The sequence below is a fragment of the Halobacillus sp. AWH4_228 genome (genome assembly GCF_056158365.1).
In genome coordinates, this window is sequence record NZ_JBSWTE010000001.1 from 3,463,684 (window position 1) to 3,487,453 (window position 23,770).

16 protein-coding genes are annotated in these 23,770 nt (G+C 48.1%); 2 read left to right on the top strand and 14 right to left on the bottom strand.

Going from position 1 to position 23,770, the window contains the following annotated elements; translation table 11 throughout:
• Nucleotides 1-63: 63 nt before the first annotated feature.
• From ACXADP_RS17940 to ACXADP_RS17970, 7 genes are all read right to left on the bottom strand, one after another.
• Nucleotides 64-5,694, bottom strand: a complete 5,631-nt coding sequence (locus tag ACXADP_RS17940; protein ID WP_474972073.1) for a GH32 C-terminal domain-containing protein — start codon at nucleotides 5,692-5,694, stop codon at nucleotides 64-66.
• Nucleotides 5,695-5,805: 111 nt separating this feature from the next.
• Complete coding sequence (locus ACXADP_RS17945) at nucleotides 5,806-6,408, bottom strand: DUF624 domain-containing protein (RefSeq protein ID WP_474967371.1); 603 nt, start codon at nucleotides 6,406-6,408, stop codon at nucleotides 5,806-5,808.
• 15 nt (nucleotides 6,409-6,423) lie between these two features.
• Complete coding sequence (locus tag ACXADP_RS17950; RefSeq protein WP_474972074.1) at nucleotides 6,424-7,896, bottom strand: glycoside hydrolase family 32 protein; 1,473 nt, start codon at nucleotides 7,894-7,896, stop codon at nucleotides 6,424-6,426.
• A 22-nt stretch (nucleotides 7,897-7,918) separates the two neighbouring features.
• Complete coding sequence (locus ACXADP_RS17955; protein ID WP_474972075.1) at nucleotides 7,919-8,773, bottom strand: carbohydrate ABC transporter permease; 855 nt, start codon at nucleotides 8,771-8,773, stop codon at nucleotides 7,919-7,921.
• Between the two features lie 4 nt (nucleotides 8,774-8,777).
• On the bottom strand, nucleotides 8,778-9,761 hold the full coding sequence (locus ACXADP_RS17960) for a carbohydrate ABC transporter permease (RefSeq protein ID WP_160841304.1): 984 nt from the start codon (nucleotides 9,759-9,761) through the stop codon (nucleotides 8,778-8,780).
• A 79-nt stretch (nucleotides 9,762-9,840) separates the two neighbouring features.
• A complete protein-coding gene (locus ACXADP_RS17965) occupies nucleotides 9,841-11,193 on the bottom strand; it encodes an ABC transporter substrate-binding protein (protein ID WP_474972076.1) in 1,353 nt (450 codons plus the stop codon).
• 82 nt (nucleotides 11,194-11,275) lie between these two features.
• The gene (locus ACXADP_RS17970; RefSeq protein WP_474967367.1) at nucleotides 11,276-12,271 is read right to left on the bottom strand and encodes a LacI family DNA-binding transcriptional regulator; all 996 of its coding nucleotides are present in this window, start codon (nucleotides 12,269-12,271) and stop codon (nucleotides 11,276-11,278) included.
• A 311-nt stretch (nucleotides 12,272-12,582) separates the two neighbouring features.
• Here ACXADP_RS17970 and ACXADP_RS17975 point away from each other — a divergent pair, with 311 nt between their 5' ends.
• Together ACXADP_RS17975 and ACXADP_RS17980 are read left to right on the top strand one after the other, a co-directional pair.
• Complete coding sequence (locus ACXADP_RS17975) at nucleotides 12,583-13,911, top strand: copper amine oxidase (protein ID WP_474972077.1); 1,329 nt, start codon at nucleotides 12,583-12,585, stop codon at nucleotides 13,909-13,911.
• Between the two features lie 63 nt (nucleotides 13,912-13,974).
• On the top strand, nucleotides 13,975-14,952 hold the full coding sequence (locus ACXADP_RS17980) for a class F sortase (protein WP_474972078.1): 978 nt from the start codon (nucleotides 13,975-13,977) through the stop codon (nucleotides 14,950-14,952).
• 192 nt (nucleotides 14,953-15,144) lie between these two features.
• Here ACXADP_RS17980 and ACXADP_RS17985 read toward each other — a convergent pair whose 3' ends face one another.
• The 7 genes from ACXADP_RS17985 to ACXADP_RS18015 all read right to left on the bottom strand — a co-directional run bounded on the left by ACXADP_RS17985 (nucleotide 15,145) and on the right by ACXADP_RS18015 (nucleotide 23,587).
• Nucleotides 15,145-17,124 (bottom strand): penicillin-binding transpeptidase domain-containing protein, encoded by a 1,980-nt coding sequence (locus tag ACXADP_RS17985; RefSeq protein WP_474972079.1) that lies wholly within the window; start codon nucleotides 17,122-17,124, stop codon nucleotides 15,145-15,147.
• 238 nt (nucleotides 17,125-17,362) lie between these two features.
• On the bottom strand, nucleotides 17,363-17,734 hold the full coding sequence (locus ACXADP_RS17990; RefSeq protein WP_474967363.1) for a VOC family protein: 372 nt from the start codon (nucleotides 17,732-17,734) through the stop codon (nucleotides 17,363-17,365).
• Nucleotides 17,735-17,789: 55 nt separating this feature from the next.
• Entirely contained in the window at nucleotides 17,790-19,367 is a 1,578-nt protein-coding gene (locus tag ACXADP_RS17995) for a BCCT family transporter (RefSeq protein ID WP_474972080.1), read from the bottom strand.
• Between the two features lie 164 nt (nucleotides 19,368-19,531).
• On the bottom strand, nucleotides 19,532-20,248 hold the full coding sequence (locus ACXADP_RS18000) for a ZIP family metal transporter (protein WP_474972081.1): 717 nt from the start codon (nucleotides 20,246-20,248) through the stop codon (nucleotides 19,532-19,534).
• 429 nt (nucleotides 20,249-20,677) lie between these two features.
• Nucleotides 20,678-21,919: a hypothetical protein gene (locus tag ACXADP_RS18005; RefSeq protein ID WP_474972082.1), complete on the bottom strand. Its 1,242-nt coding sequence runs from the start codon at nucleotides 21,917-21,919 to the stop codon at nucleotides 20,678-20,680.
• A gap of 43 nt (nucleotides 21,920-21,962) precedes the next feature.
• Entirely contained in the window at nucleotides 21,963-22,688 is a 726-nt protein-coding gene (locus ACXADP_RS18010; protein ID WP_474967359.1) for a CsxC family protein, read from the bottom strand.
• Between the two features lie 137 nt (nucleotides 22,689-22,825).
• Nucleotides 22,826-23,587, bottom strand: a complete 762-nt coding sequence (locus ACXADP_RS18015) for a CsxC family protein (protein ID WP_474967358.1) — start codon at nucleotides 23,585-23,587, stop codon at nucleotides 22,826-22,828.
• Nucleotides 23,588-23,770 lie beyond the last annotated feature (183 nt).

Below are 23,770 nucleotides of genomic sequence, written 5' to 3' on the forward strand. Positions count from 1 at the left end.
CCAAAAAAGGTTCTGCTCCCAAGGGAGCAGAACCTTTTTCTTATCAACCAACGGTTTCAGGATCTAGGACAAATGGTGTTCAATCACATCCCGCACCTGTTTTCCAGTCGCATGTTTATTTACCCTCTTCATGACAAACCCCTGGACTTCCCCATAGTCAGACTCATCTTCCGCTCCGGTTTCTTCAATCGCATACTGAACAAGGAACGGAAGCTGTTGATCAGTCAAGGTATAGTCTTTCTTTTTCAAACGAAGTTGATCCAGAAGGAAACCCAGCATGTCCGCCCTGATCAAGTCCAGATCTCCTTTGCCGGCTGCCTGTCGTTTCTTTACTTTTTCATAAAGATCGATTTTCTTATCTAAATCTTTACTGGTGGTTAACGGCATATCTTTCAACTGTTGAAAAAGTTGAGCCTCCTCACTTAAGGCTGTGGGCACATTCACATCATCCACGTTGATATGTCCCCATCCACCTGTGGCCCGGTCAGTTACGCGGATCAACAGCTGCTCTCCGATAAACTCGGAGGCATCCCATTCGACACGGCGGTAGGTTTCTGCATTTCTTCCAGTGGCCTCTTTCAGCACTTGATCGTCGGAAGCCCTGACGAGTGCGACGGACAGTTCTTCGACATTTTTTCCTCCACCGATTAGAAAATCAATTTGTCCGCTCCCGGAGAGTTCAAATACTTCGGACTCCATCACACCAGTAGCTGCATCTCCGCCGGCAGCATCCAGGAATCCCCACAAGTGGAAGCGTTCGAGATCTGTGGAATCCTCCGCCTGATCAAACGGACCGCCCCATCCCCAGTCCTGTTTTGCTGTAATATGGGCATCCAAGAAAGCGTCCCCCTCCACAACATTCCATCCCGATAAATCACCATTTTGAAAGTCATGGTTCGGCAGTTCCCCATGAGGAGGTACCGTCGGCTGCTCCTTCTCATACACCGGTTCGACTTCACCAAATGCTCCGTTCAATTCCCATACGTCCATAGATACAACTTCCACTTCTCCCCCTTCACTCCAAAGTTCAATGCCGAGGGCGTCATAACTCGTTGGATAAACACGGGACGTTATACTCTTCTGCTCATTGGCATAGGCTTCAACCATGGAACGATCCAGATAAACGTGGAGATTCCAGTTCCCGTCCTCCAACAATAGCTCTCCACCTTGGATTCCCTTGCTGACATCAGGATTCAAACTGGAGTCGTTCCGGTCAATCGCAAAGTGCTCTTCTGATTGATCATAGAACAGCAGGGTTTCTTCCCCGCTTTCCTTACTCTGCCGAACCTTCAGTCCTGCTTTATCCGCCTCTTTCATATCGATCTCGAGAACAACCTCCAACAAATCTCCTTCTACATCCTCTATCTGTTCATTTGCCTGCTCCATCGACTGATTCTTCATGGAGACAAGCTGGCTGCCACGCAGCGTTTCCAGCTCTTCGATCGGTTTCAATCCAAGATCCCCCCCACGACTTAGAGAAAGTTCAACGGGAAGGCCGGCATTATGAGCCCATCCAGCATCATAATGTTCCTGCTCGCTTCGCTTATCCTGGGCGATGCTGAATAAAAGCGGTGTGCCATCCTCATCAATCATGCCGCTTGGACCTGTGAAGTGCTCTCCATAATCAAACTGCCTCGGTTCTTCATGATCCGGTACAAATTCCAGTTTGGCCGCATCCCATGTCCCCACCCAGTAGAATGTATATTTCACATTGTGAGGGCTGTAGCCGTCAAACCATGGATTGATAAAGAAAGCATACTTTTCTTTTCCTGTGTCATCTTTACCGATCGGAAGGAAGACCGGAAGTTCCCACACATCCCCGGTTTTCGGATACGTCTCCGAGTCTCCTGTGAAAAACGGTTTTTCATACGTCCAATTCTTTAAATCCTTGGACGAATACAACAAAGCCGTCCCCCCGACTTGATCAATTCCGGATCCCATTAATTGATACCATGTATCGCCGTCTTTGAAGACGAACGGATCGCGGAACTGCCCATACATGACCTCCCCGTCTTCTGCGGGCAGGTTTTCCTCCTGTACAGTGACAGGCTCATCCAGCATCCGCCAGTCTTTCAATAAGGGATCCTCTGGATTCTCACTGAAGGCAAGACCAGTCATCTGGTTCGGGAATCTGCTGTCATCACCGGCCGTGAAGAATAAGTAAGGTTCACCGTTATCCACGACAGCACTTCCGGACCAAACCCCGTCCGGGGCCACCGATCCTTTCTCCGGTGCCAGAGCCTCCGGCATTTCTTCCCAATGGACGAGATCCTCACTCACCGCGTGCCCCCAGTGAATCTGATGCCAATACGGTCCTTGAGGGTTCTTCTGATAAAAGATGTGGTATTTTCCACCAAAATAGAGCGGGGCATGCGGTTCATTCATCCAATGCTCAGGCGGCATGAAATGATACTGCGGACGATGCTGATCTCCGGCATAACGGGTACGATCCCAGTACAGCTCTGGTTTAGGAAGTTCCCCTCCCTCCATACCGCTGATCGTATCATCAAAAGATTTTTTCAGTTGTTCGGTCGTTTTAGCTCCATTGGAAATCTTCACGTCATCCATCAATCCGTGAAACATGTTGGCTTCAAAAACCCCGTTTAAGAGAGCGGCCTTGTTATGCTTTCCTATGAGTAAATCTTCTTCTGATGAGGCAAGAGAACCGGATGGCGTCGATGATTCTCCGACAAGTTCACCATTGATATAGACGCGCAGCTTCTGCTCACGACGGTCAAATACACCAGCGACATGAGACCATTGATCTTTTTCAATCATATGGTCACCGGAATCCACTTCCACCCATTCGCCTCCAATGCCTGCCTTGAAAGCCAGAACTCCGTGACGACCCATCCCGAGCACATATCCTTCCTTTTTCCCTGGATCGTGCTGATTGACGATGGCCGACACCTGATTCAGGTCCCCCCATTCATAGGATCTCGGGGCCACCCAGCCCTCAACCGTTAAAGCATCTTCGGGCTGAATTACATCCTCTGCCTTCTGCGTCACCCATGTGGAGTACCCATCAAACAACAGCGCATTGTCCTTTAACCCTTTCCGCCACAATGGGTCGGAATCTGCTTTATATTCAGCCTCATTAAATACATAATGGACGGGATCTACTTCGCTGCTGACAGCTTCTTTAGTGACAGCCCCCTGCTCCTCATCAAACGGATAGTGGACGAGTGTGCCGGTCTGGTTGACCTGGAAATGATCGACATTAATATGTCCCCACCCGCCGGTGGCGCGGTCCACAATTTTCAGGTATACTTCTTCTCCTCTATAATCGGAAGCATCCCACATAACTTCGTGATAGGCCTCGCTGTCTTCCCATTTTTCATTGGAAGCTTTAATCAATTCCTTATCATCCGAAGCTCTCACTAAGGCCACATACAGTTCATCAGGATTGTTTCCACCACCGATTAAAAAGGAGATTTCTCCTGTGCCTGACAAAGTGAAGACATTGGAATGCAGCACACCTGTCTGGTCGTCCCCATTTCCCAAAGCCCCCCACAGATGGTAATCCCCGTTATGATTAAAAGGGCCTCCCCAACCCCAATCCGTATGGTCGGTGATACTTTGATCAGTAAAGGCCTCTCCTTCCACTGCAGTCCAACCCGTAAGATCACCAGTTTCAAAGTCTCCATTAATCAGCGTGTTGGTTTCCGGACTTCCTTCATGGTAAACCTGGAAGTCATCCACATTCAGATGACCGAACCCTTCTGTATGAAAATCCACCACTTTAATATAAAGGGTTTCCCCTATATAATCGGCAGCATCCCAGGAAACACGCCGATACTTTTCATCATCTGCTCCTGTAGCTTTAAACAATTCCTTCCCATCTTCAGCACGGACAAGGGAGACATACAGCCGGTCAAGATCCTCACCACCGCCGACTAAGAAGTCCACTTTCCCCTGTCCGGACAGCGTAAAGGGAGCGGACTGAAGCGTACCTGTACGAAAGTCGGAATCCGGAACATCCTCCGAAAATCCCCACAAATGGTAGTCCCCTTCATGATCGAAGGAGTTTCCCTCCCAATACGTCTCTACTTCGGATACACCTGAGGAAAACGCGCTTCCGGCCGCTGTCCACCCGGTCAGATCCCCTGTTTCAAACCCCCCGTTTTCCAAAGTTTCCGGAGAAGAGGCCGGCACTTCGTCCAAAGCTTTTTCGGGAGGAGCTGATTTCAGAGGAGTTACACGCAGCATGGTCACCGCTGCTTCTCCGTCCCGGCTGTAAGCATGGAGTTCTGACTGGGATGTATCTCTGAAAATCTGATCGGTCCATACCGACCTTCCGTTATCTGCGAACATTTCAATCGAATTCCGGTCAACGATGATAGACAGATCCACCGTTCCATCCCCGCTTTTTATCGATCCGTTATGAACAGCTGCGAAATGCCCAGAAAAATCACTTTCCCCTGAAGCTGTTCGGTCAAGAGCCACTTTTTCCTCTTCTGGAAATATGGAGATCACCGTTTCCTCTCCACTTTCATTCGTAAGCTTCAGTCCAAGTTCTGAAGCTGTTGTCTTTTCCATATCAAAGGATGCTTCAATTTGGATGAGATCCTCCACTTCACCAAACGATTTCTCCCCGCTCAACGTTTGTTGTTCCCACTCCTTTCCTTCCTCCTTCAACTGACCAAACTCCTCTGCCGGCTGCTGCTGGATGCTGTACTTTCCTCCTCCCTCGTCCAGGAGAGTCAACTCACGTGGAAGGGACATAGTACCCCTGGAACCGTCGGAGGGAATTTCCTGTCCATACTGCCAATTGTTCATCCATCCGATCAGCACGGTTCTGTCCTGTTCTTCAGGTAGATTGTTCCATGTGACCCCGGCATACATATCTCCCCCATAATCGAAAGGAACAGGTCCTTGTTCGGCCTGAAACTGTGAACCGTTGAATTCACCGATATAATATTCCATCCCTGAGCCGCCTGCTTCGGCACCTTCACTGATGCTGACGATCAAAGCCCATTTATACTCATTTTCCTTTCCTTCCACTGGGAGCCGGACAAGGTCCGGGCACTCCCAGACCCCTTCTCCACCGCTTGGGCGCTCGAACGTATCGACATGATCCCACGTCTTTAAATCTTTCGACTGATAGAATTCAATGGACTGCCCTCCGGAAAGAAGCATCACCCATTGTTCAGTTGCTTCATGCCAGAATACTTTTGGATCCCGGTACACATCCTTCCCCTCAGGCCTGTCAATCACAGGATTGCCCTCATACATGGTCCATGACATTCCTTTGTCATGACTGTAGGCAAGACTCTGGATCTGACCGCCCTTTTTCTCCTGCGTAAAAAGAGCGACCATCGGTGCCGTTGACCCGTTCTTAAAGCCCGAGGTATTTTGTTCATCTACAACAACACTCCCCGACCAGATGAATCCTTTCTCATCTGGAAAAAGAGCTGGAGAAAGCTCCTTCCAGTTGATGAGGTCTTCACTGACGGCATGCCCCCAATACATAGGCCCCCACACATTACCAGCAGGGTTGTGCTGATAAAACAAATGGTATTCCCCATCGTAATAGACGAGGCCATTGGGATCGTTCATCCAGTTCTCATCCGGGGAATAATGAAAAGCAGAGCGGTAGGCAGACGTTTCCGCTGTCACCACCGCCGGCAACAGCACAGCCATTACGAAAAAAAAGAACAAGACAAATACAGTCTTCGGGAACCTCCAAGTCAATCGAATTCCTCCTTTACATTGTAAGCGCTATCATTTTGTTATAAATTTTTTTCATTTATCATCACATTACACATATACAAAAGGAGACGGCTCACCACCGCCTCTTTCTGATTATGAAACAGCATCCAAACGGAGTTGATTCGTAAACAAAGCCACTACCAAGAAGAGAATAAGGTTCACAGAATAGAGAGGTAAAATCCCTGGGACATACCGGATGCACACCAACAGCAGCACGATCCCGGCGGACAATGAAACAAGCCGGCCCGGATAGCACATGAGCAGATGAAAGGCGCGTCGAAGCGAAGGTATTGTCTTTTCACCGCTGCCCAGCGGGAGAAGCGTCAGCATAAGCAGAAGAAAAAGGCCGGACATAAGAAAAATGGTGCCGCTGACAAACAGGTAAAATAGAATTCCCTGAAACTGCAGACTTGTATATAAGTTCAGACCAAGGAGAATAAAAACGACGGATCCTCCTGTAAAAACCGTATTGGAAGAAAAGAAAGACTGCCGATAGATACGCCGGAAATAGGAAAACGACGCCGGCCGCTCCCCTGCCACCCACTCCTTCAATAAAGCTGAAGCAGCAGCTGAAGCTGGAAACACCCCGAAAACGAGCAGCCCTGCCATGCTGAATGTCAGCCATAATATATTGAGAACAGCCAGCCGCATCAGCCAGTCACAGCATTGATAAATAACAGAGCCGGTTCCTTTCATGAATATTCTCTCCTTTCAGGAATGGTTTTCTGCCCAGATGGAGGGCCGTTGATCAATGACCATGTCCTTCACGGCCGCATACCCTTTTATACTTTCCAGCTTCATGAGTTGGGACAGGCCGGTTTGAGGAAAGTACAGATTTGTCATACCGATCTCTCCAGTATTTACAAACATCTCCACCGAAGAAAAATCACAAACGACCGTCAAGGTAACCTCATCGAAACTGCCAGCTATGTCAGCTGTACATACGGCAGCGTAATGGTCGGAAAAAGCAGGCACACATTCATCCCGGACCACATACGCCCTCCCATTTTCGACACCAAAGCGATATCCGCCTTCACCCGTATGAAAAACCGTACCTTCCACATGGGAATCTGCCTGGAGCTCCAAGGTGATTTTCCATACAAAGGGGGCATCAGGCTGTGATTGAATGTGCGGGGATCCAGGAAGCAGTTGAACCCCGCTGCCTGGAGCGCTGTTGGCCACAGAATGAATCCAATCAGCCACCGGCATCTGCTTCAGCACACTTTCCCCGGAAACCTTTGTAAGTATCAGTTCTCTCGGGAGGGTCATCGCACTTCTCCAAGGATCTGTCGGTACGTCGTTGGCATACTGCCAGTTACTCATCCAAGCGATAATCACACGCCGGTCACGAAGGTCTGAAAAAGACTGGGCAGCATAAAAGTCTTTCCCGAAATCAAGCCATTTGACTTCATCCTGCTGCTGGTCAGGGAAAAAGGCAGACCCGTCAAAAACTCCCGTAAAATACTGTGTCCCTGAACCTCCGTATGGTCCTCCGGCATCAATGCCGATCATCAGGACCCATTCTTCAACTCCAGTCTTTTCATTGACCATAGGAAACAAATCAGGGCACTCCCATGTCCCTTTCTGTTCTCCCCACCCTTCCCCAAAAGAACTGGCAAAGGTCCACTGCTTTAGATTTTCCGATGTAAACAGCTGCACCTGTTTTCCAGCAGCTAATACCATCACCCAGCGGGAAGAGGACGAATGCCAGAACACTTTCGGATCACGAAAGTCTGCAATGCCGGGATTCTCCAGTACAGGATTTCCGTCATATTTCACCCACGTCCGTCCACGGTCTTTACTGTAGGCAATACTCTGCCGCTGAAGGTCACCATCAGCACTTGTATAAACAGCGACCAGTCCTTTACCTCCGTCAAAAAAACCGGTGGTATCCTCATGATCAACCACTGCACTCCCTGAAAAAATCATCCCCTGCTCATCCGGATGCAGAGCGACAGGCAGGTGCTCCCAAGTCACCAGGTCCCGGCTTACCGCATGTCCCCAGTGCATCGGCCCCCACTGTGTACTGTACGGATGGTATTGATAAAACAAATGGTACTCACCCTCAAAGTAGACGAGTCCGTTCGGGTCATTCATCCACATCTGCTCGGGTGTAAAATGGAGGTGAGGGCGGTACTTTTCTTTATAATAGCCATGGGCAGGCATCGTTTCATAATGTGTCATAACGGCTGCACACTCCTTCCTGTTAATTCTTCGAACCTGTATGAGTCAGGCCCTGAACATAGTAACGCTGTAAAAACGTGAAAATTAAAAGCATAGGAACCGTTGCAATCGTAAGAGCCGCCATGACCTGCCCCCATTTAATCGGCGGTTCGTTCATGAAGTACTGAAGACCGATCTGAATGGTCCGTATGCTTTCATCCGATGCTACAACAAGCGGCCACAGGAAGTCGTTCCAATGATTGATGAACAGTACAATCGCTACGGTTGCAAAAACCGGCTTCGACAGCGGAACGATAATCCGGAAGAAAATGCCGATCTGTGAGCATCCATCAATTTTAGCTGCCTCTTCCAGTTCTTTAGGGAAATCAAGAAAGAACTGTCGGAAGAGAAAAATGGCAAAGGCGTTCGCGATAAACGGCACGATTAATCCTGTGTAGGTATTCACCCATCCAAGATCATACACAAGAACATACAATGGAAGGAAAATGCTCTCCGGCGGGATGATTAAAGTAGCGATGATCACCCCCAGCCAAAAACCAGCCAGAGGAAACCGGAACCTTGCAAGAGCGTACCCTGCCATCGAATTTACGACCAGTCCGAACACGATAATGCCTGTCGTATAAATTAGACTATTGATGATATACCGAAGCAGATCCACACGTTGGAAAGCTGCGATATAGTTTTGAAAATAGCCGCCTTCCACTTCACCTGGTGCTGGAGGCAGAAAAGCCTGCAGAGACTTCATATCCTTGAAAATCTGAAACTCGTTTTTCAAAGATGAAACCAGCATCCAAATAAGCGGAAATAAGAAGATAAAGGTCAGTAGAATTAAAGACGTATACAAAACTACGGTCTGCATCTGTTTTTTCCTTTTCATTTCCCTACCCCCTCTCTTCACGGACAAGGATCCGCTGAACAATGGTGATCACAAGGACAATAACGGTAAAGACGACAGCCATCGCCGAAGCATAACCGACATCACGATAGTTAAAGCCAGTTTCATAGATATGGTAGACGAGAGACTTCGTAGAGCCGAGCGGTCCTCCCTGTGTCATGATCATCGGCTGGACAAGGAGCTTAAAAGCAGCAATACTGATGGTTATGAAAATGAATAAGGCAATGTTTTTCAGACCGGGCAGGGTCACATGCAGAAACTTCTGCCAGCTGCTTGCTCCGTCAATATCAGCCGCTTCATACAAATGATTGGGGATATTTTGAAGGCCGGCCAGAAAAATCATCATTTGAAAACCAGCGCCCTGCCACACAGACATGACAATAATCGAATTCATCGCTTGATCCGGACTGGTCAGGAATGGCTGCGGCTGAATTCCGACTAAACCAAGGAGCTGGTTGATCAGCCCTTCATTCGGGTTGTACATAAAGGTCCACAAAATCGATACAACAACTAAAGACATGACGACTGGTGAGAAAAAAGCGGTTCGAAAAAATACCCGGAAACGGATTTTTTTGTTAATCAGCAGCGCAAGGCCCAGCGCTACGGCCAGTTGAACCGGTACAACAATCACCGAAAAATAGACTGTATTCCAAAAGGCCTGCCTGAACTCTGCATCCTGCAGAATGTATGTGAAATTTTCCAGGCCAATCCACGAGATATCGTCCGGCTTTAAAATATAAAAGTCTGTGAAGCTGTAATAAAAGGCTGCCCCCATCGGGTACAGGAGAAAGACGCCCAGAAGGATCAAAGCCGGAGCAAGAAAGAAATATCCTGTAACGGCTTCCTGAAAAGCTTGAGACTTCCTTCGTTTCTGTTTCTTCGGGGATGGTACTTTCTGCAATGGCCTGCGGGTGTGAGACGGCGTACGATCACTGGTCAGGGATTTCGCTGAGGAACTGTTCCCACTCATGGATGGTTCTCCTTTCTTAATAAAAGCTGAAACTCGATTAAAAAGGATTCAGAGCCTGATCAGGCTCTGAATATGAGGATTATTCTTCAAAACGGTTCAATTCCCGCTCCACACGCTGGACCTGCTGTTCCACAACGCTTTCTACGTCCTCACCGAGGGCAGCGGCATGGAAAGACTGGGCAAAAGCATCGGTAAGAACCGGATACGCCGGTGTCGATGGTCGGGCATGAGCGGTTTCAATGACCTGCTCTTTCATCACACTCCATGGCCTCTCATTAAATTTATCCATACTTTCGAAAGCGGATTTTTGCGCAGGAGGCATACCGGTTGCTTCGGAAATCTTGATCGCCGCTTCTTCATTAGTCATCCACTTCATAAGTTCAGCCGCCTGCTCAGGATGTTCTGTATTGTTCGTAACCGCGTAAGCCATACTTCCCGATGGGGAAACCCTTTCATCTTTATACGGATAAGGCATCATTCCCCAGTTCAAGCCGGCGTCCTCTGCAGATACAGCAATCCACGGACCACCGAGAGCAAGGGCAGCCTTCCCTTCTTCAAACTGCATTTCACCAGGACTTTCCGTCACAACGCCTTCTTCAAACAACGACTTCACGTATTGAAGCGATTCAAGGGTTTCGGGACTATTCAAGTAACCATCCACTTCTGTGCCATCTTCAGAAATCAAGGCACCTCCGTTGGACCAGGCTAAAGGAGCCCCCATAAATGTCAGCCACTCCCCGACTCCATAATTCATGAACAGATTCAACCCGTATTGATCATCGTTCGTCAACGTCTTCGCATGATCCATCAATTCATCCCACGTCCATGCTTCTTCAAGCGATTCCGCCGGCTCAATCCCGGCTTCCTCTAAAAGGTCTTTGTTGTAGTAGAGCATAACGGACGCTTCCATGGCTCCAAGAGAATATAGCTGGTCATCGTACGTCCCCTGCTGGATGATTGAATCTACATATTGGTTCTTCGTTTCCTCATCGATGTAATCATCAATCGGCTGAATAACGCCCGCATCCGCAAAACTTGCGACATATGGACCGTCCACAGCCATCACATCCGGAAGATTTCCGGCTACGAGGGCTGCGTTTATACTGTCGCTGTACGCACTGGCTCCATCATCAATGATCACCTCTGCGTTTACGTGAATATCTTCGTGTGCCTCATTAAAGCCATCAATCAAATCGATATATGCTTTCGTTTCTTCCTCCCCGGTCTGGTGAATCCAGAAGTCCATCACGACATCTTCGTCACCCGACGCTTCGACAGTCGTTTCAACAGAACCGGTTTCGACTGTATCACTGGATGCATTTTCACCAGAACCTGCTCCGCCGTCCCCCTCACTATTCGCTGTGCTGTCACTTGAACATGCGGCCATAAACAACAGGATCAGCCCAAAAACTACGTATCCGAACCTTTTCATCCCAACATTCCTCCCTAAAAGATTAAATGCCTTCGTAAACGTTTACGTAATCGTTTACTTTATGGTGAAAAAGAGAAGGCTCTTAATAAGAACCTCTCTGTACCAACTCTGAGTCCAAGATGATTTCCTGGTGCTCTCCTTTATATCCATCAATTCTTTTTAACAACTGCTCTACGGCAGTCTTCCCTAATTCAAAAGCCGGCTGTCTGACCACGGACAGTGGTGGAGAAGTCACTTTCATCCAATCGTAGTCATCATAGCCAATGACCGCCATGTCATCAGGAATAGCTATGTTCTGCTCCTGAAGGTAAGAGACCGCCCCCATCGTCATCACGTTGTTGGCGATAAACAAAGCCGTTACACCAGCGCGGTGAAGCTTCCCGGCCAGCGAATACCCTTCCTTGAATGTAGCAGGACCTTCCTGCATATACCCTTCTTCAATGGTCAGCCCCCGCTCCCGCAGTGCCTCTTTATATCCTTCCAGACGCTCATCACTCGTCGTAATACCAAGACTTCCTGTCACAAATCCAATTCTTTCGTGACCTTTTTCAATTAAAGCCGTTACGGCTTCATACGCTCCACGGCGGTTGTTTACGAGAACCCTGTCTCCTTCACCTGTACTTGGATGACGATCAATAAAAACGACAGGATAGTTACCAGAGAATTCCTCCTTGTAGTCATACTCCCTGCCGTTGACCGGGGCAATGACAAGCCCATCAATCAACTGGGTATTGAAAACCCGAATCTGATCTCTTTCCGTTTCCGCCTGTTCATTAGAATTACTAAGAATAAGATTATAGCCGTTTTCCTTTAAAACCTGCTCAATACCATTGGCTACAGACATGAAGAAAAAGTTTGACGTATCCTCTGCCACCAGAGGAACAAGAAGTCCGATCGTACTGGACTTTTGACTTCTTAAGCTGCGCGCAATCCGGTTTGGCTGATAGTTTAAATCCTTCATAGCTGCATATACTTTCTGCTTTGTTGCTTCTGCGACATACCGTGTCTCATTGATCACATGGGATACAGTCGCTGTAGAAACCTTTGCTTTACTGGCTACATCTTTAATCGAAACCATGGCTGACTCCTTCTCCCCGCGGGCAAGTAATCGTTTACGTAATCGTTTACCTTAACTAGACTATATACTCAGAAAGCGCTTACGTCAACACAATTTTCATCTTTTCTTCCTTTTTCGAACACGCCTCATCCCCTCATGTACGGAAGAAAATACGAAGTTCCGCCCCAGCGTCAGGGCAAAAAAAATGACAACTCAGCTGATTCTTTACAGACTCCTTTCACTAATTTCTATATTTTTTCCGGGAAATAGTGATCCAATGTCCACCCTCCTTCGTTAGCTGTGTAAGAAATCAATTAAAGGAGAGTGTACACATGAAACAAATGAAAAGAATTCTGGTCACATTGATGGCGCTGATGCTGCTTGTCCCTTCCGTCGCCATGGCCGATCACCACAAATCAGCACAGACGGAGGCGGCCGATCTAAGATCGACGCTTGATCAATTATTGTCCGAGCACTTTGTGCTTGCTACAACATTTATGATGAAATCGTATGAAGACGCACCGGACGCTGATGAAGTATGGAACAAGCTTGATCAAAACGCACAGGATATGACACCAGCGATCGCATCCATTTATGGAGATGAAGCAGCTGCACAGTTTGAAGAAATCTTCCGCGGACATAACGATTATTCCGATGGTTTTGTAAAAGCTGCGAAAAACGATGATCCAGAAGCCCGTAAGATGGCCGAAGAGGAAGTTGAAGAATTCACGGAAGAATTCAGTACGTTCCTTGCATCTGCAACTGAAGGAAACCTTTCCAAAGAAACAGCCAAAGAAGTCCTGAAAGCGCACGAACAAGATGTTTTGAATGTTTTTGACCACTATGTAAACGAAGAGTATCAGAAATCCTATACGGCTTTCCGCGAGGGCTTCAACCGTATGTTCGACATCAGTAAGGCCCTTTCTTCTGCCATTGTAACGCAGATGCCGGATTCCTTTAATGGCACCAAAGCAGATACACCAGCAGCAGATCTGCGTTCCAACATGAATGCTCTTGCTTCTGAACACTTCGCTTTAGCCGTTCTTGAAATGCAGAAAGGCTATGACCAGGCGGAAGACTACGATTTCGTAACTTGGGCTGAGAACCAGCACACCGCTGATTTCAAAGTTGCTATCGGTTCTATTTATGGTGAAGAAGGTGCAGCCCAGTTTGAAAAGGTATGGCAGCAGGATCATATCAACGCGCAGTCTGATGTGATTACAGCAGCTCTTGAAGAAGATGAAGAAGCAAGAAAAATGGCTGAACAAAGCCTGATGGCCTTCTCTGAGGACTTCGGTGCCTTCCTTGGTACAGCAACTGAAGGAAACCTTCCACAGGAGGATGCAGTTGAAGCGGTCTGGACTCACGAGGAAGATATCCTTCAGACCTTCGATCATTACGTGAATGAAGATTATGCAGCCACTTATGACTCTTTCCGTGAAGGATATGCCTTCATGTTCGGAATTGGCGAAACACTAAGCAGCGCTGTTGTGACACAGATGCCGGATCAATTCGGCGGAGAAGTTATGCCGGAAGAAATGCCTAAAACAGGCTTTGGTGGAACAAGTGATCAAGGGATCAACACATGGATGTGGGTCGCCTTCGGAGTCATCGCCGCAGCTTCTGCCGGCTTCATCTCCATCCGCAAAGCCAAGCAGTAATGCTTAACATGGAAGAAGAGCTTCTGCTCTTCTTCTTTCCTTATGATAGAGAGGTGACAGTCCATGAAGCTCGATTGGAAAATGTATTTCACAATACTTGGCCTGACCGCGCTCGTTATGGTCGCCTATGAATTCAATGCGTTCACTTTTTGGAAGGACGATTCGGATGTTGTCCGGATTGAAAATGCTACACAGGCGTCCTACCAAGAGGCGGATGTACCGGAGGAGCAAAAAGAAGAGATTTTGGACGGCGAATTTACAGTGATTAATAAAAACGGAAATATGAGGTCCGCTGACGTTGTGAAAAACCAAAAGCAGGAAGAAACAGGGATCACTCCTGCCACCATTTCCATCCCTGCCATTGACGTAGAAGCCCCTGTAGAATCAGTCGGCATTCTGGATAATGGACAGATGGGTGTACCGGAGGATCCGCAGAAAGCCGGTTGGTTTGAACCAGGTACAGAGCCCGGCAGCACAGGAAATTCTGTCATCGCCGGACACGTGGACAGCCGGACAGGACCTGCTGTTTTTTATGATTTGGATCAACTGGAAAAAGGAGACGAAATTACCGTCTCTGATGAAAACGGGGAAGAAAAGACCTATGTAGTCGAAAAGCTTGAAAGTTATCCGATGGATGATTCCCCCATTGAAACGATTTTCGGATCTTCTGATGAAAAGCGTCTCAACCTTATCACATGTACAGGTGAATTTCTCAGCAGTATCGGCGGTCACGCTGATCGTCTCGTTGTGTATTCAAAACTGAAGGAACCAACACAGAATCAGGAGGATATCCAGCCCCCTTCCAACGTGCAGATCCAGGGTACGATGGTTACCTGGCATGCGGTACGCGAAGATTATGTGGCAGGGTACCGTGTTTACCGCAGCAAGGACGGAGAAACATTTGAAAAGGTAGCCAGTATCTCCAAGCATGAACGGAAATCCTATACGGATTCCGAAGCTTCCGATTACTCTTATTACGTAACAACAGTCAATGAAGAAGGTACAGAATCTATGCCTTCCAATACAACAGGAACACAATAAACCACGTCTGCCGGACAGACGTGGTTTTCAGCTTGTCGTATAAAAAGGTCGATCTTCTGTTAAGCAGAAGATCGACCTTTTTTCAACTCATCGCTGTGTTAGGGCGCGTAAAGTATTCGGTGGCGACGCCTCCCGCAGCCACCGATAAACGGAACGTGATTCTACACACCATGTCTGCTGGAAGTGCATGTTCTATTTCAAATTTCCGAAGACATTTTTCACTTTAGGCACCACATCGTGACTGCCTTCTTCTGTATCTTCCATCATCATCGCCACAAGCAAATCCTGATCCTGGGTATCCCAGGCGACGAACCATCCATTCACAGGTCCCTCTTCATCCTGGGATTTCTTTAATTCCGCTGATCCTGTTTTCCCTGCGAGGGAGATTCCTTCCACAACCGGCTCGTAGGCTGTTCCGTTTTTGTTCTGTACGACCGCTGTCAAATCATCACGGATCAAAGCCGCTGTTTCTCCGCTGATGACCTCTTCTTTCCAGACCTCAGATTCTTCCTCATTCACCAGAAGCTGCGGTTTGATCAGTGTCCCATCGGTAATGAACGGCGTGTAGGCAGCAGCCAGATGGACAGCGCTCATCTGCACCTGCCCCTGCCCATAGGCGGTCGCCGCAAGCAGCGATTCACTTTCAAATGTATCTTCGTTCATCAACTGGGAAGCTTCTATCGGATACGCAAACGGCAGATCCTCACCAAAACCAAATCCTGCTGCTTCCTCCAGGAAAGAATCTCCGCCGATATCCACGATCTGACGGGCGAAATAAATGTTATCCGACCGCATCAGTGCATCGCGGAGATTCACCTGACTGTCTGCTGCTGCCCCGGGTACACGGGTAACGGAATAGCCGGCATCCGCCTCATACGTTTCTCCGGATATCGACAGCTCCTCTTCCGGATTAATCGTTCCTGTTTCCAATCCAACCGCTGCGGTGATCGGCTTAAACGTGGATCCCGGAGAATACGTTCTCGAAAACTTGTTCAAGGTCACTTCTTCCCCTCCAAGCCCTAAAGAAAGAGCTGTCGGGGTGTAGGAAGGCGTACTGACAAGGGCCTCCACACTTCCGGTCTCAGGATGAATCGCGGCCGCTGTTCCGGATTCGTCTTTCAATTGTTCATATACTTCCGTCTGGACATCCGATGAAATGGTCAGCGTGACGTCTTCCCCGTCCTTCGCTTTCTGTTCTGCGAGCACTTCTTTTGTTTCATTTTCCTCATCGGCAATATACACACGCCAGCCCGGTTCGCCCCGAAGCTGCTCCTCCATGACAAGCTCTAAACCGGATTTCCCGATGTTATCGCTCGTACTGTAGCCTTTTCCTTCGCGCTCTTCAAGCTCTTCAGCCGTGATACTACCCATATAGCCGGTCAAATGCGCGGCCGCTTCCCCTAAAGGATAAACACGTGCTTCTTTTCCATCATTGATCATGTAGCCAGCTGGCAGATCTTCAAATGCTGTCAGCCTCTCCTCATCATCTTCCGGAATCATCGCAAGCGGCACGAATACATCGTCCTTCACCCAGGACTGCTCCAGTTTCTGATCGATTTGTTCAACGGAGAGTTTGAGAATGTCCGCAAGCCCTTCCTTCAACTCTTCTTCCTCTTCCATCTTCCCTGGTACGATACCAACTTCCTTCACCGGACCTTTGACAGCCAGACCCTGACCGTCGCGGTCGAAAATCTCTCCGCGTTCAGAATCCAGCCGGGTGATCCTCACTGTATCGCCTTCCACCATCTGAGGGAAAATAAGGTCCGGGTGCCATTCCACCGCCCAGCGATCTTCCTCGTCGTTTTCCTCATAGACAAGTCCCGCCTGATGGCTGAATTCAATCGCACCGGCTCTTGAATCTACCGAAGCCGTATATTCATAGGCAGGTGGATCCTCTTGATCATAGCTTTCTTCCTCTTCGGGAAGATCGTATGTAATCGATATCTCCTCCGCGCCGATCCCTTCATAAATATCTTCATACCGGCTGACAAAATCCTCTTTCGTGATGGATTCTTTCGAAGATTCACTTAAATAGCTGTACATCGTTTCATACTCTTTCTTTTCCCATGCGTCCATGTACGCGGAAAACGTATCCTGCGGCTCCGGCTGACTGCTGCAGGCAGAAAGCGCGGCCGTGATCAGGAGGACGAACAGGATCATCCATTTCTTCATCAAATCTCCCCTTATTTTTCTGTAATCAGACAAATTTTTCTATTTTCCATTATACCAGAGACAAGCCTTGGAAAAAGAAAAACGCCCGGTGTTCAGTTCACCAGTAAAGGAGCGTTCGGTGGTGAGGGCTGTGGGAACAGCACCCACCGACAAGCGGAACGTGATTACCAGAACGACGAAGCAGCTCCACCATTAAAAAACAAAAAAAGACGACCGATTGAATCGATCGTCTCCAGCTTCACCTATTAAATTCAATGATGTTTCCATCGGGATCCGTGATGTACACTTGATGCCATTCCGTTTTATTGACCGGCTTGTTCAGCATCTCCACTCCGTGCTTTTCCATTCTTTCGATAAACGCCTCAACATCACGGACTCTGACCGCAAAATGTCCGTCTCTGGAATCAATCTCTGTTGTACCACGGAGCGTTTTCCCTTCTTCATAAGCAATCAAGTGAATCTGTGTCGCTCCTACCTGATACCACGCGCCTGGAAAATCGAAATCGGGACGGTCGGGGCTTTCTTCAAATCCGAGCACTCCGCCATAAAAATGTTTGGCTTGTTCTATATCCGACACAATGACAGATACGTGGTGCAGTGATTCATACATGTACAGGTCCCCTTTCAAAAGTTACTCTGATATCAGTGTAATCCAATCGACCAGACTATTCCACTTTACGCTTCGCTTCATAAGCTTCTATAGGCTTATCTTTCTGACGGACGTTGGTCAGCCAGGCTTGATCGGCGTCGATCATTTTCTTCGCTGCGTAAATCAGAATGAACTGGATGACGATAATCGGCAGACCCATAAGACCTGATACGACATTCAATGGGGCCAGACCGCCGATCCTCATTAGAATCAGGGCAAAAGCAGTAATCACAGCCGCAATGATAATACGAAGCATCTTCGGCGGCTCAAAACGGCTCATATCCCGCGTACTTGTATAGGCGGCAATTGTATAAGTCGTGGAATCGAGGGTCGTCGTCAAGAAAATCAGGGCGACAATCATAAAGATGACAATGGCGATTTCCCCGAAAGGAAGCGTATTTAAAATCTCCGGTATCGCTGCCATACGTGCTTCTTCTTCCACGAAGTTCAAAATATCAAGATTTCCAGTCAGGTAGCGGTGGACACCAAGACCGCCAAGCACCCCTGTCGCCAGCCAGGAAAGCAGCGTTGGAGCGAGCAGGTACGTGAGAATCATCTCCTTGATCGTCCGACCCTGTGAAATTTTTGCTGCAAACACACTGTGCAGCATGGCCCAGGTCGCACTGTAGGCGAACCAGAAAATCGTGTTGCTTTGAATATGCGAGGTTTCCCCCTGATAGACCGATTCTGTGTTCAAGGAAAAGTCCAGGTAGTTGCTCAAGAGCACTGATACACTATCTGTGAAGTAGTTCAGGATGAAAACACCGGGGCCCCCGACGAGAATAAACAGCGCTAAGAACCCGGCAATATACATGTTCCATGTACTTAACCGTTTGATCCCTTTTTCGATGCCGAGATACGCACTGAGGGAAAATAAAAAGACCCAGACGATGGTAACGATGATCGTCAGCGTGAAATTCACCTGGATGCCGAGCAGATGAGAAAGGTTCTGCGTAATGATCGGCGCCCCCAGTCCAAGCGTGACAGCTGCTCCGGAAAGAATACTGATTAAAAACAACACATCCAGCAGCCGGCCTCCGATACCGTCTGTGAACTTATCTCCGAACAAAATCCGGCAGGCCTCTGAAATTCTCATCAGCGGACGTTTTTTTACGTGCAGTATGTATCCCATGGCTGGTGCTATCATGACAAAAATAGCGAACACTTGAAACCCCCATAAAAACATACTGTAGGCGTTCCCCCACAGCAGGGCTTCCGCAGAACCAGCCTCTACTCCGGCCGGCGGGTCGTTGGCGACAGACGTCCACTGGAGCATCCCCGTCCGCATGATCGTCGATCCGACACCCATCGCGACCAGAATGGACGCGTACTCAAAAAGGGTGAACCTCGGCTTCTCCTCCGGATTCCCAAGAACCACTTTTCCGTATTTGGAAAATGCCAGGTAAAGACCTGCGGCGACCAGTAAAATGCCATACCATAAGTATCCCCAGCTGAATGATGCCACAATCGAATCAAAGACCGTATTCATAAGTTCCAACGACTGTGATTCATACAGAGCGAAAGGGATACTGATGGCGGCCATCAGCAAAAGTGATGGAATGAATATTTTGTAATCAATCATGTTTTTATTCATGCTATCTCCTCCCAATTTCTGCATACCCGCTGAAAAACGAATTATAACGATATTTTTCTAATAAAATATTTCCAACGAATCATTCCCCCTTTTCTTTCTTCGCTGTTCCGTTTACAGGATAGGTATGGAAGAACAAAAAAACCCGCCGGATCATCCGGCAGGCTTCAGCGGAACCATTCCACAATTCCGATCATGCTGAGCAGTCCAAGGAGAAATGAGAATGTAGCCAGACGCTCATAACCATGACCGTGGGTTTCCGGAATCAACTCCTTATAAACGATGAACAACATCGCACCAGCAGCAAAGGCGAGCCCGTAAGGAACGAGGAACAAAGAGATATGAACCACGTAAAACCCGATAAAACTGGAGATGCATTCGATCCCACCAGTAAGGAGCGCCATGAAGATGGCTGTTCTTTTGGGAACGTGTTGATGAAGCAGAAACAAAGCCACAAGGAAACCCTCCGGTGCGTTCTGCAGGCCCATGGAAAAAGCGACGACCATTCCGAGATGCTCGACTTGACTGGCCAGGCTGGCACCGACCGACAAGCCTTCCGGAATGTTATGGAGAGTCATCGCCGCGACAAGCATCAGTGACTGGTGCGGCAGCCCGGGAGATTTTCTCGTATGATCCATATCTACATGTGGAAGTAGATACTCAAGCAGGTTCAATATGAGCGCGCCTCCGAGTACACCAATACAAAGCACCGTTACATTGGTCAGCTTCAAAGAGGCCGGAATAAGGCCATAGGTGGATGCTGCCATCATCACACCAGCGGTATAGGCGAGAATGCTGTCCATTTTCCGATGGGATACCCGGCGGATCAGCAGGACCGGGAGGGCTCCCGCTCCCGTAGCCATAGCTGACAGGATCATAATCATCAGCGTCCCCTCCAACAGCTCCGCCCCCTTCCATCCATTGTTCTCTAGTATATGTACAGGCCGTTGGAAAAGAACGTTCTATATCAGTATAGCAATCTACTTTTCCCTGACCGCTGCTAACCTATTTTTTTAGTCTGCCGGCATCTGTCCATGCGAACCATCCCTGGAGGACATATAGTAGTAGGGAGTCAGAAGAACCTGTCTCATAGACACCCCTTTTGACTCGGACTCTCAAAGATGACATATGCCTTGGTATCAGAGAGAAATTTCCTCCAGGGCGGCGGCCTGAATCCCGGACATTTCCCCACCACCGTTCGATACGAACAGGCGTCATTCCTCCACCTTCCATCATTGTAGAGAACACCTTGAACGTGACCATTGAAAAGAGGGTTCCTTCCTGCGGAACCCTCTTTCTTTTTGTTTATCCAGTCAATATTCCCAGACATCCAGACGTTTGAACTGCTGCTGGTAAAGAAACAGCCCCCCATGAAAAACCCCCTGCACGTGAAGGTCACCTTTTCCTGAATCTTCCTGGTGAACCAGGAAGGATACGTTCTCCAGCTCCTTTTCCACCGGAGATGGATACGTTTGATAGATTTCCTTATGCATTTCCGCGCTTTTCGCTGTGTATTCCTTTTCCGAATGGGAAGGGAGTTCAGGAGTGATCATCCCCCCCACTTCCACCGTTTCCTCAAAGGGAATCCGCTTACAGATCCGCTTCAAATCCCCCTGTTCCTGATAATCCACGGATACAGTAAAACACCCGCGCAAAAAGAGAAACGGGTACATAGGAACTGAGATGCGCATATCATGGACGGACCATTCCGTCTTTATAATGTCCCCGGGATGGCAAGGAACAGGAACACTTTCCCGGATTTCCCATTCCAATGGGACATGAGCCAGAAGAACAGGCATTTTCACCGTTTTTTCTATGCTCTGGTCTTTCCATGAATCCGACGAACCATCATGACAGACTGGACAGCTTGAAGAAGAGGATGAAGAAGAACTGGAAGAGGATTCACAGGCAAATAAATCATCGATCCCACTGCCTGAAAAGGGATCTTCGCAGCTTTCGTCCTCTATAACAGAGGAACCAGAACGGTGGTCTTCCGCAGAACGCCGTTCTACAGCCTTCTCCCTTTCATCGGCATCAGAAGATTCTGTGAGCTGCGACATGGCTTTTTGAGAAAAGTAATGACTCTTGAACTCATTGGAGGATTCAGCCATGGCAGAGGCAATATCTCCGAGAATGGGGTAGTCATCTTCAGCTTTAGAAACGAAGGACGCTTCTGCAGAATCCTCCGACTCTTCCAGAAGCGCAGCTATTTCAGAAAGCACACCTTCCTCCTCTACCGGCTCTGGCCTATCATCAAAGAACCCTCCGCTGGATTCATCAAGCATCGAAGAAATTTCAGCGGCAAGGGACGACTTTCGTTTTCTTATTTCACCTTCATTCATCGGTGTGCGGGTATTGTTTTCCACAGCCTTCTCCTCTTCCTCCGGTTTAAACAAGGCCATTTCCTCCTCTTCAATGGCAGAGGAAGGCATAAACAACGGGCCGCCGTCCCTCGTTTCCTCTTCCCACTCCGACAGATGACCGCCCAGGAAACTTCCACGATCCTTAGGATTGACCCAGTGTGTCTGTTGAAAAGTAATGACATCACGTTTCATAGATATGAATGGACGCCTCCCTTCCTCCCTCTGTTCCTATGAATCAATCATCGTTGCTTGTCGATGCGACACGAATCTGCTGTTTCTGCAGGACGTTCACGCAGATATCCAGCACCATCTTCTCCTCTATCTTTGTGAAATATCCTTCATGAAAAGGGGCTTTCCCTGGAAGAGGCATGCGGTCCACTGCTTCATCCCACTCCACAATCCGGCTCGACAACAGTTCACAGTAAGGCAGTTCATTATAAAATTGACTGCTTTCCTGATGATACTGGGAGATATCACTGCTGATATGCTGGTCTTTTTCCGGAAATCCCTCCGGTAAAGACTTTGAGCGGACAAAATCAAATTCCTCCCGTGTATTGTTCTTCGGCATCACCGGCATGGAAAGAAATTCGTGAATTTCCGTCACCTGTTCGAACGGAACATCCACTGTAAAAGAATGAAGGTCGGAAGCAACACTCTTATCCGTCGGCATTTCAATTTCACTGCACGGGCTGGCATATTGGATATTTTTTCGTACGAATCCTTTAATAAACAGTTTTTTAGATGGAAGCAGCAGGCGGCATTGGGTTAAGTGCACGCGCTTCTTAATATCTTTGATCTCAAGCACCGGCTCTGGAAAAGTGATGGTTTCACTGACATGAATCTGAAGCTTCAGTTCTGCGAGTACGACAGGAACCTTCGTCACAATCTTGCCGATACTTACATGCGGTTTCCTTTCACAGTGAAGCTCCAATCCGTCCTCTTCGTTAAACACACCTGTCATTTGTCTGCCCCCTAATCAAAATATACCCACATCGTATGTAGCTGCCCTTCCTGTGTCTGGGCTCTTATCATGGTTTCAAGACATTGGCGGCACAGCAAAAAAAGATGACAGCCCTGATGGACTGTCATCTTTTTCAATTATAGAGCGTCTACGCGCACCTGTTGGTTTTGAAGCACTTTAATGGTGAATCGCACCTGCATTTTTTCTACAATATGGCGGAAGTACGCTTCATCAACCGGGCTGTCGCCAAACGATCCACGATCTGTTGCTTCGTCCCACTCAAGAATCTGACTGGAAACAAGCTCACAGAATGGCAGCTGGTTGTAACCTTGGAAACTTTCCTGATGGAACTGGGAAAGGTCACTGGACAGATACTGGTCTTTTTCCGGATATCCCTTACCAAGGTCCTGCGCTCTGAAGAAGTCATATTCGTCTCTACGGTTGCGAACAGGCAGTTGAGCTGGTGAATCCAATTCGATGGTAGTCATGCACTCAAACGGCACTTTCACAGTAAGGGACTTGATTTCAGATGATACACATTCACCCTCTGTATCATGACAAGGTGTCGCGTATTGAATGTTTTTACGGACATACCCTTTCAGGAACAATGGGAACGGGCCTGCTGAAAACTGATCATCATCTCCTGCGGACGTACGCGTAAGCAGACGGCACTGGGTAATGATGACACGCTTTTTAATATCTTTGATTTCAAGTACCGGGTGTGGGAAGGAAATGTTAGCGACGAGGTTAGTCGTAACATTGTAGGCTCCCAGTTCAACCGGAATTCGGACGATACGCTCTCCGCTTGGAGTGATCGCAGTATCCGCACTTGAATTTGTACACTGTTCAATAGAAGCTGATTCATTCAGGTTGACACAGTGACGGTCATTTTTTCTCATGATGTTTTCCTCCTTTATAGTAACCTCACTGTAGTCTATGCTCTATGATTTCGAAGGCATGGTCACTTGCATTAGTATAAACGTGGAACTTTTAAGACAAGTTCCTGTAAAAGATTTATAGAAACGGTCCGCCCAAATCTACCAGAGGCACCTGGGGGAGTACTGGCACAGCCTGGAAAGCTG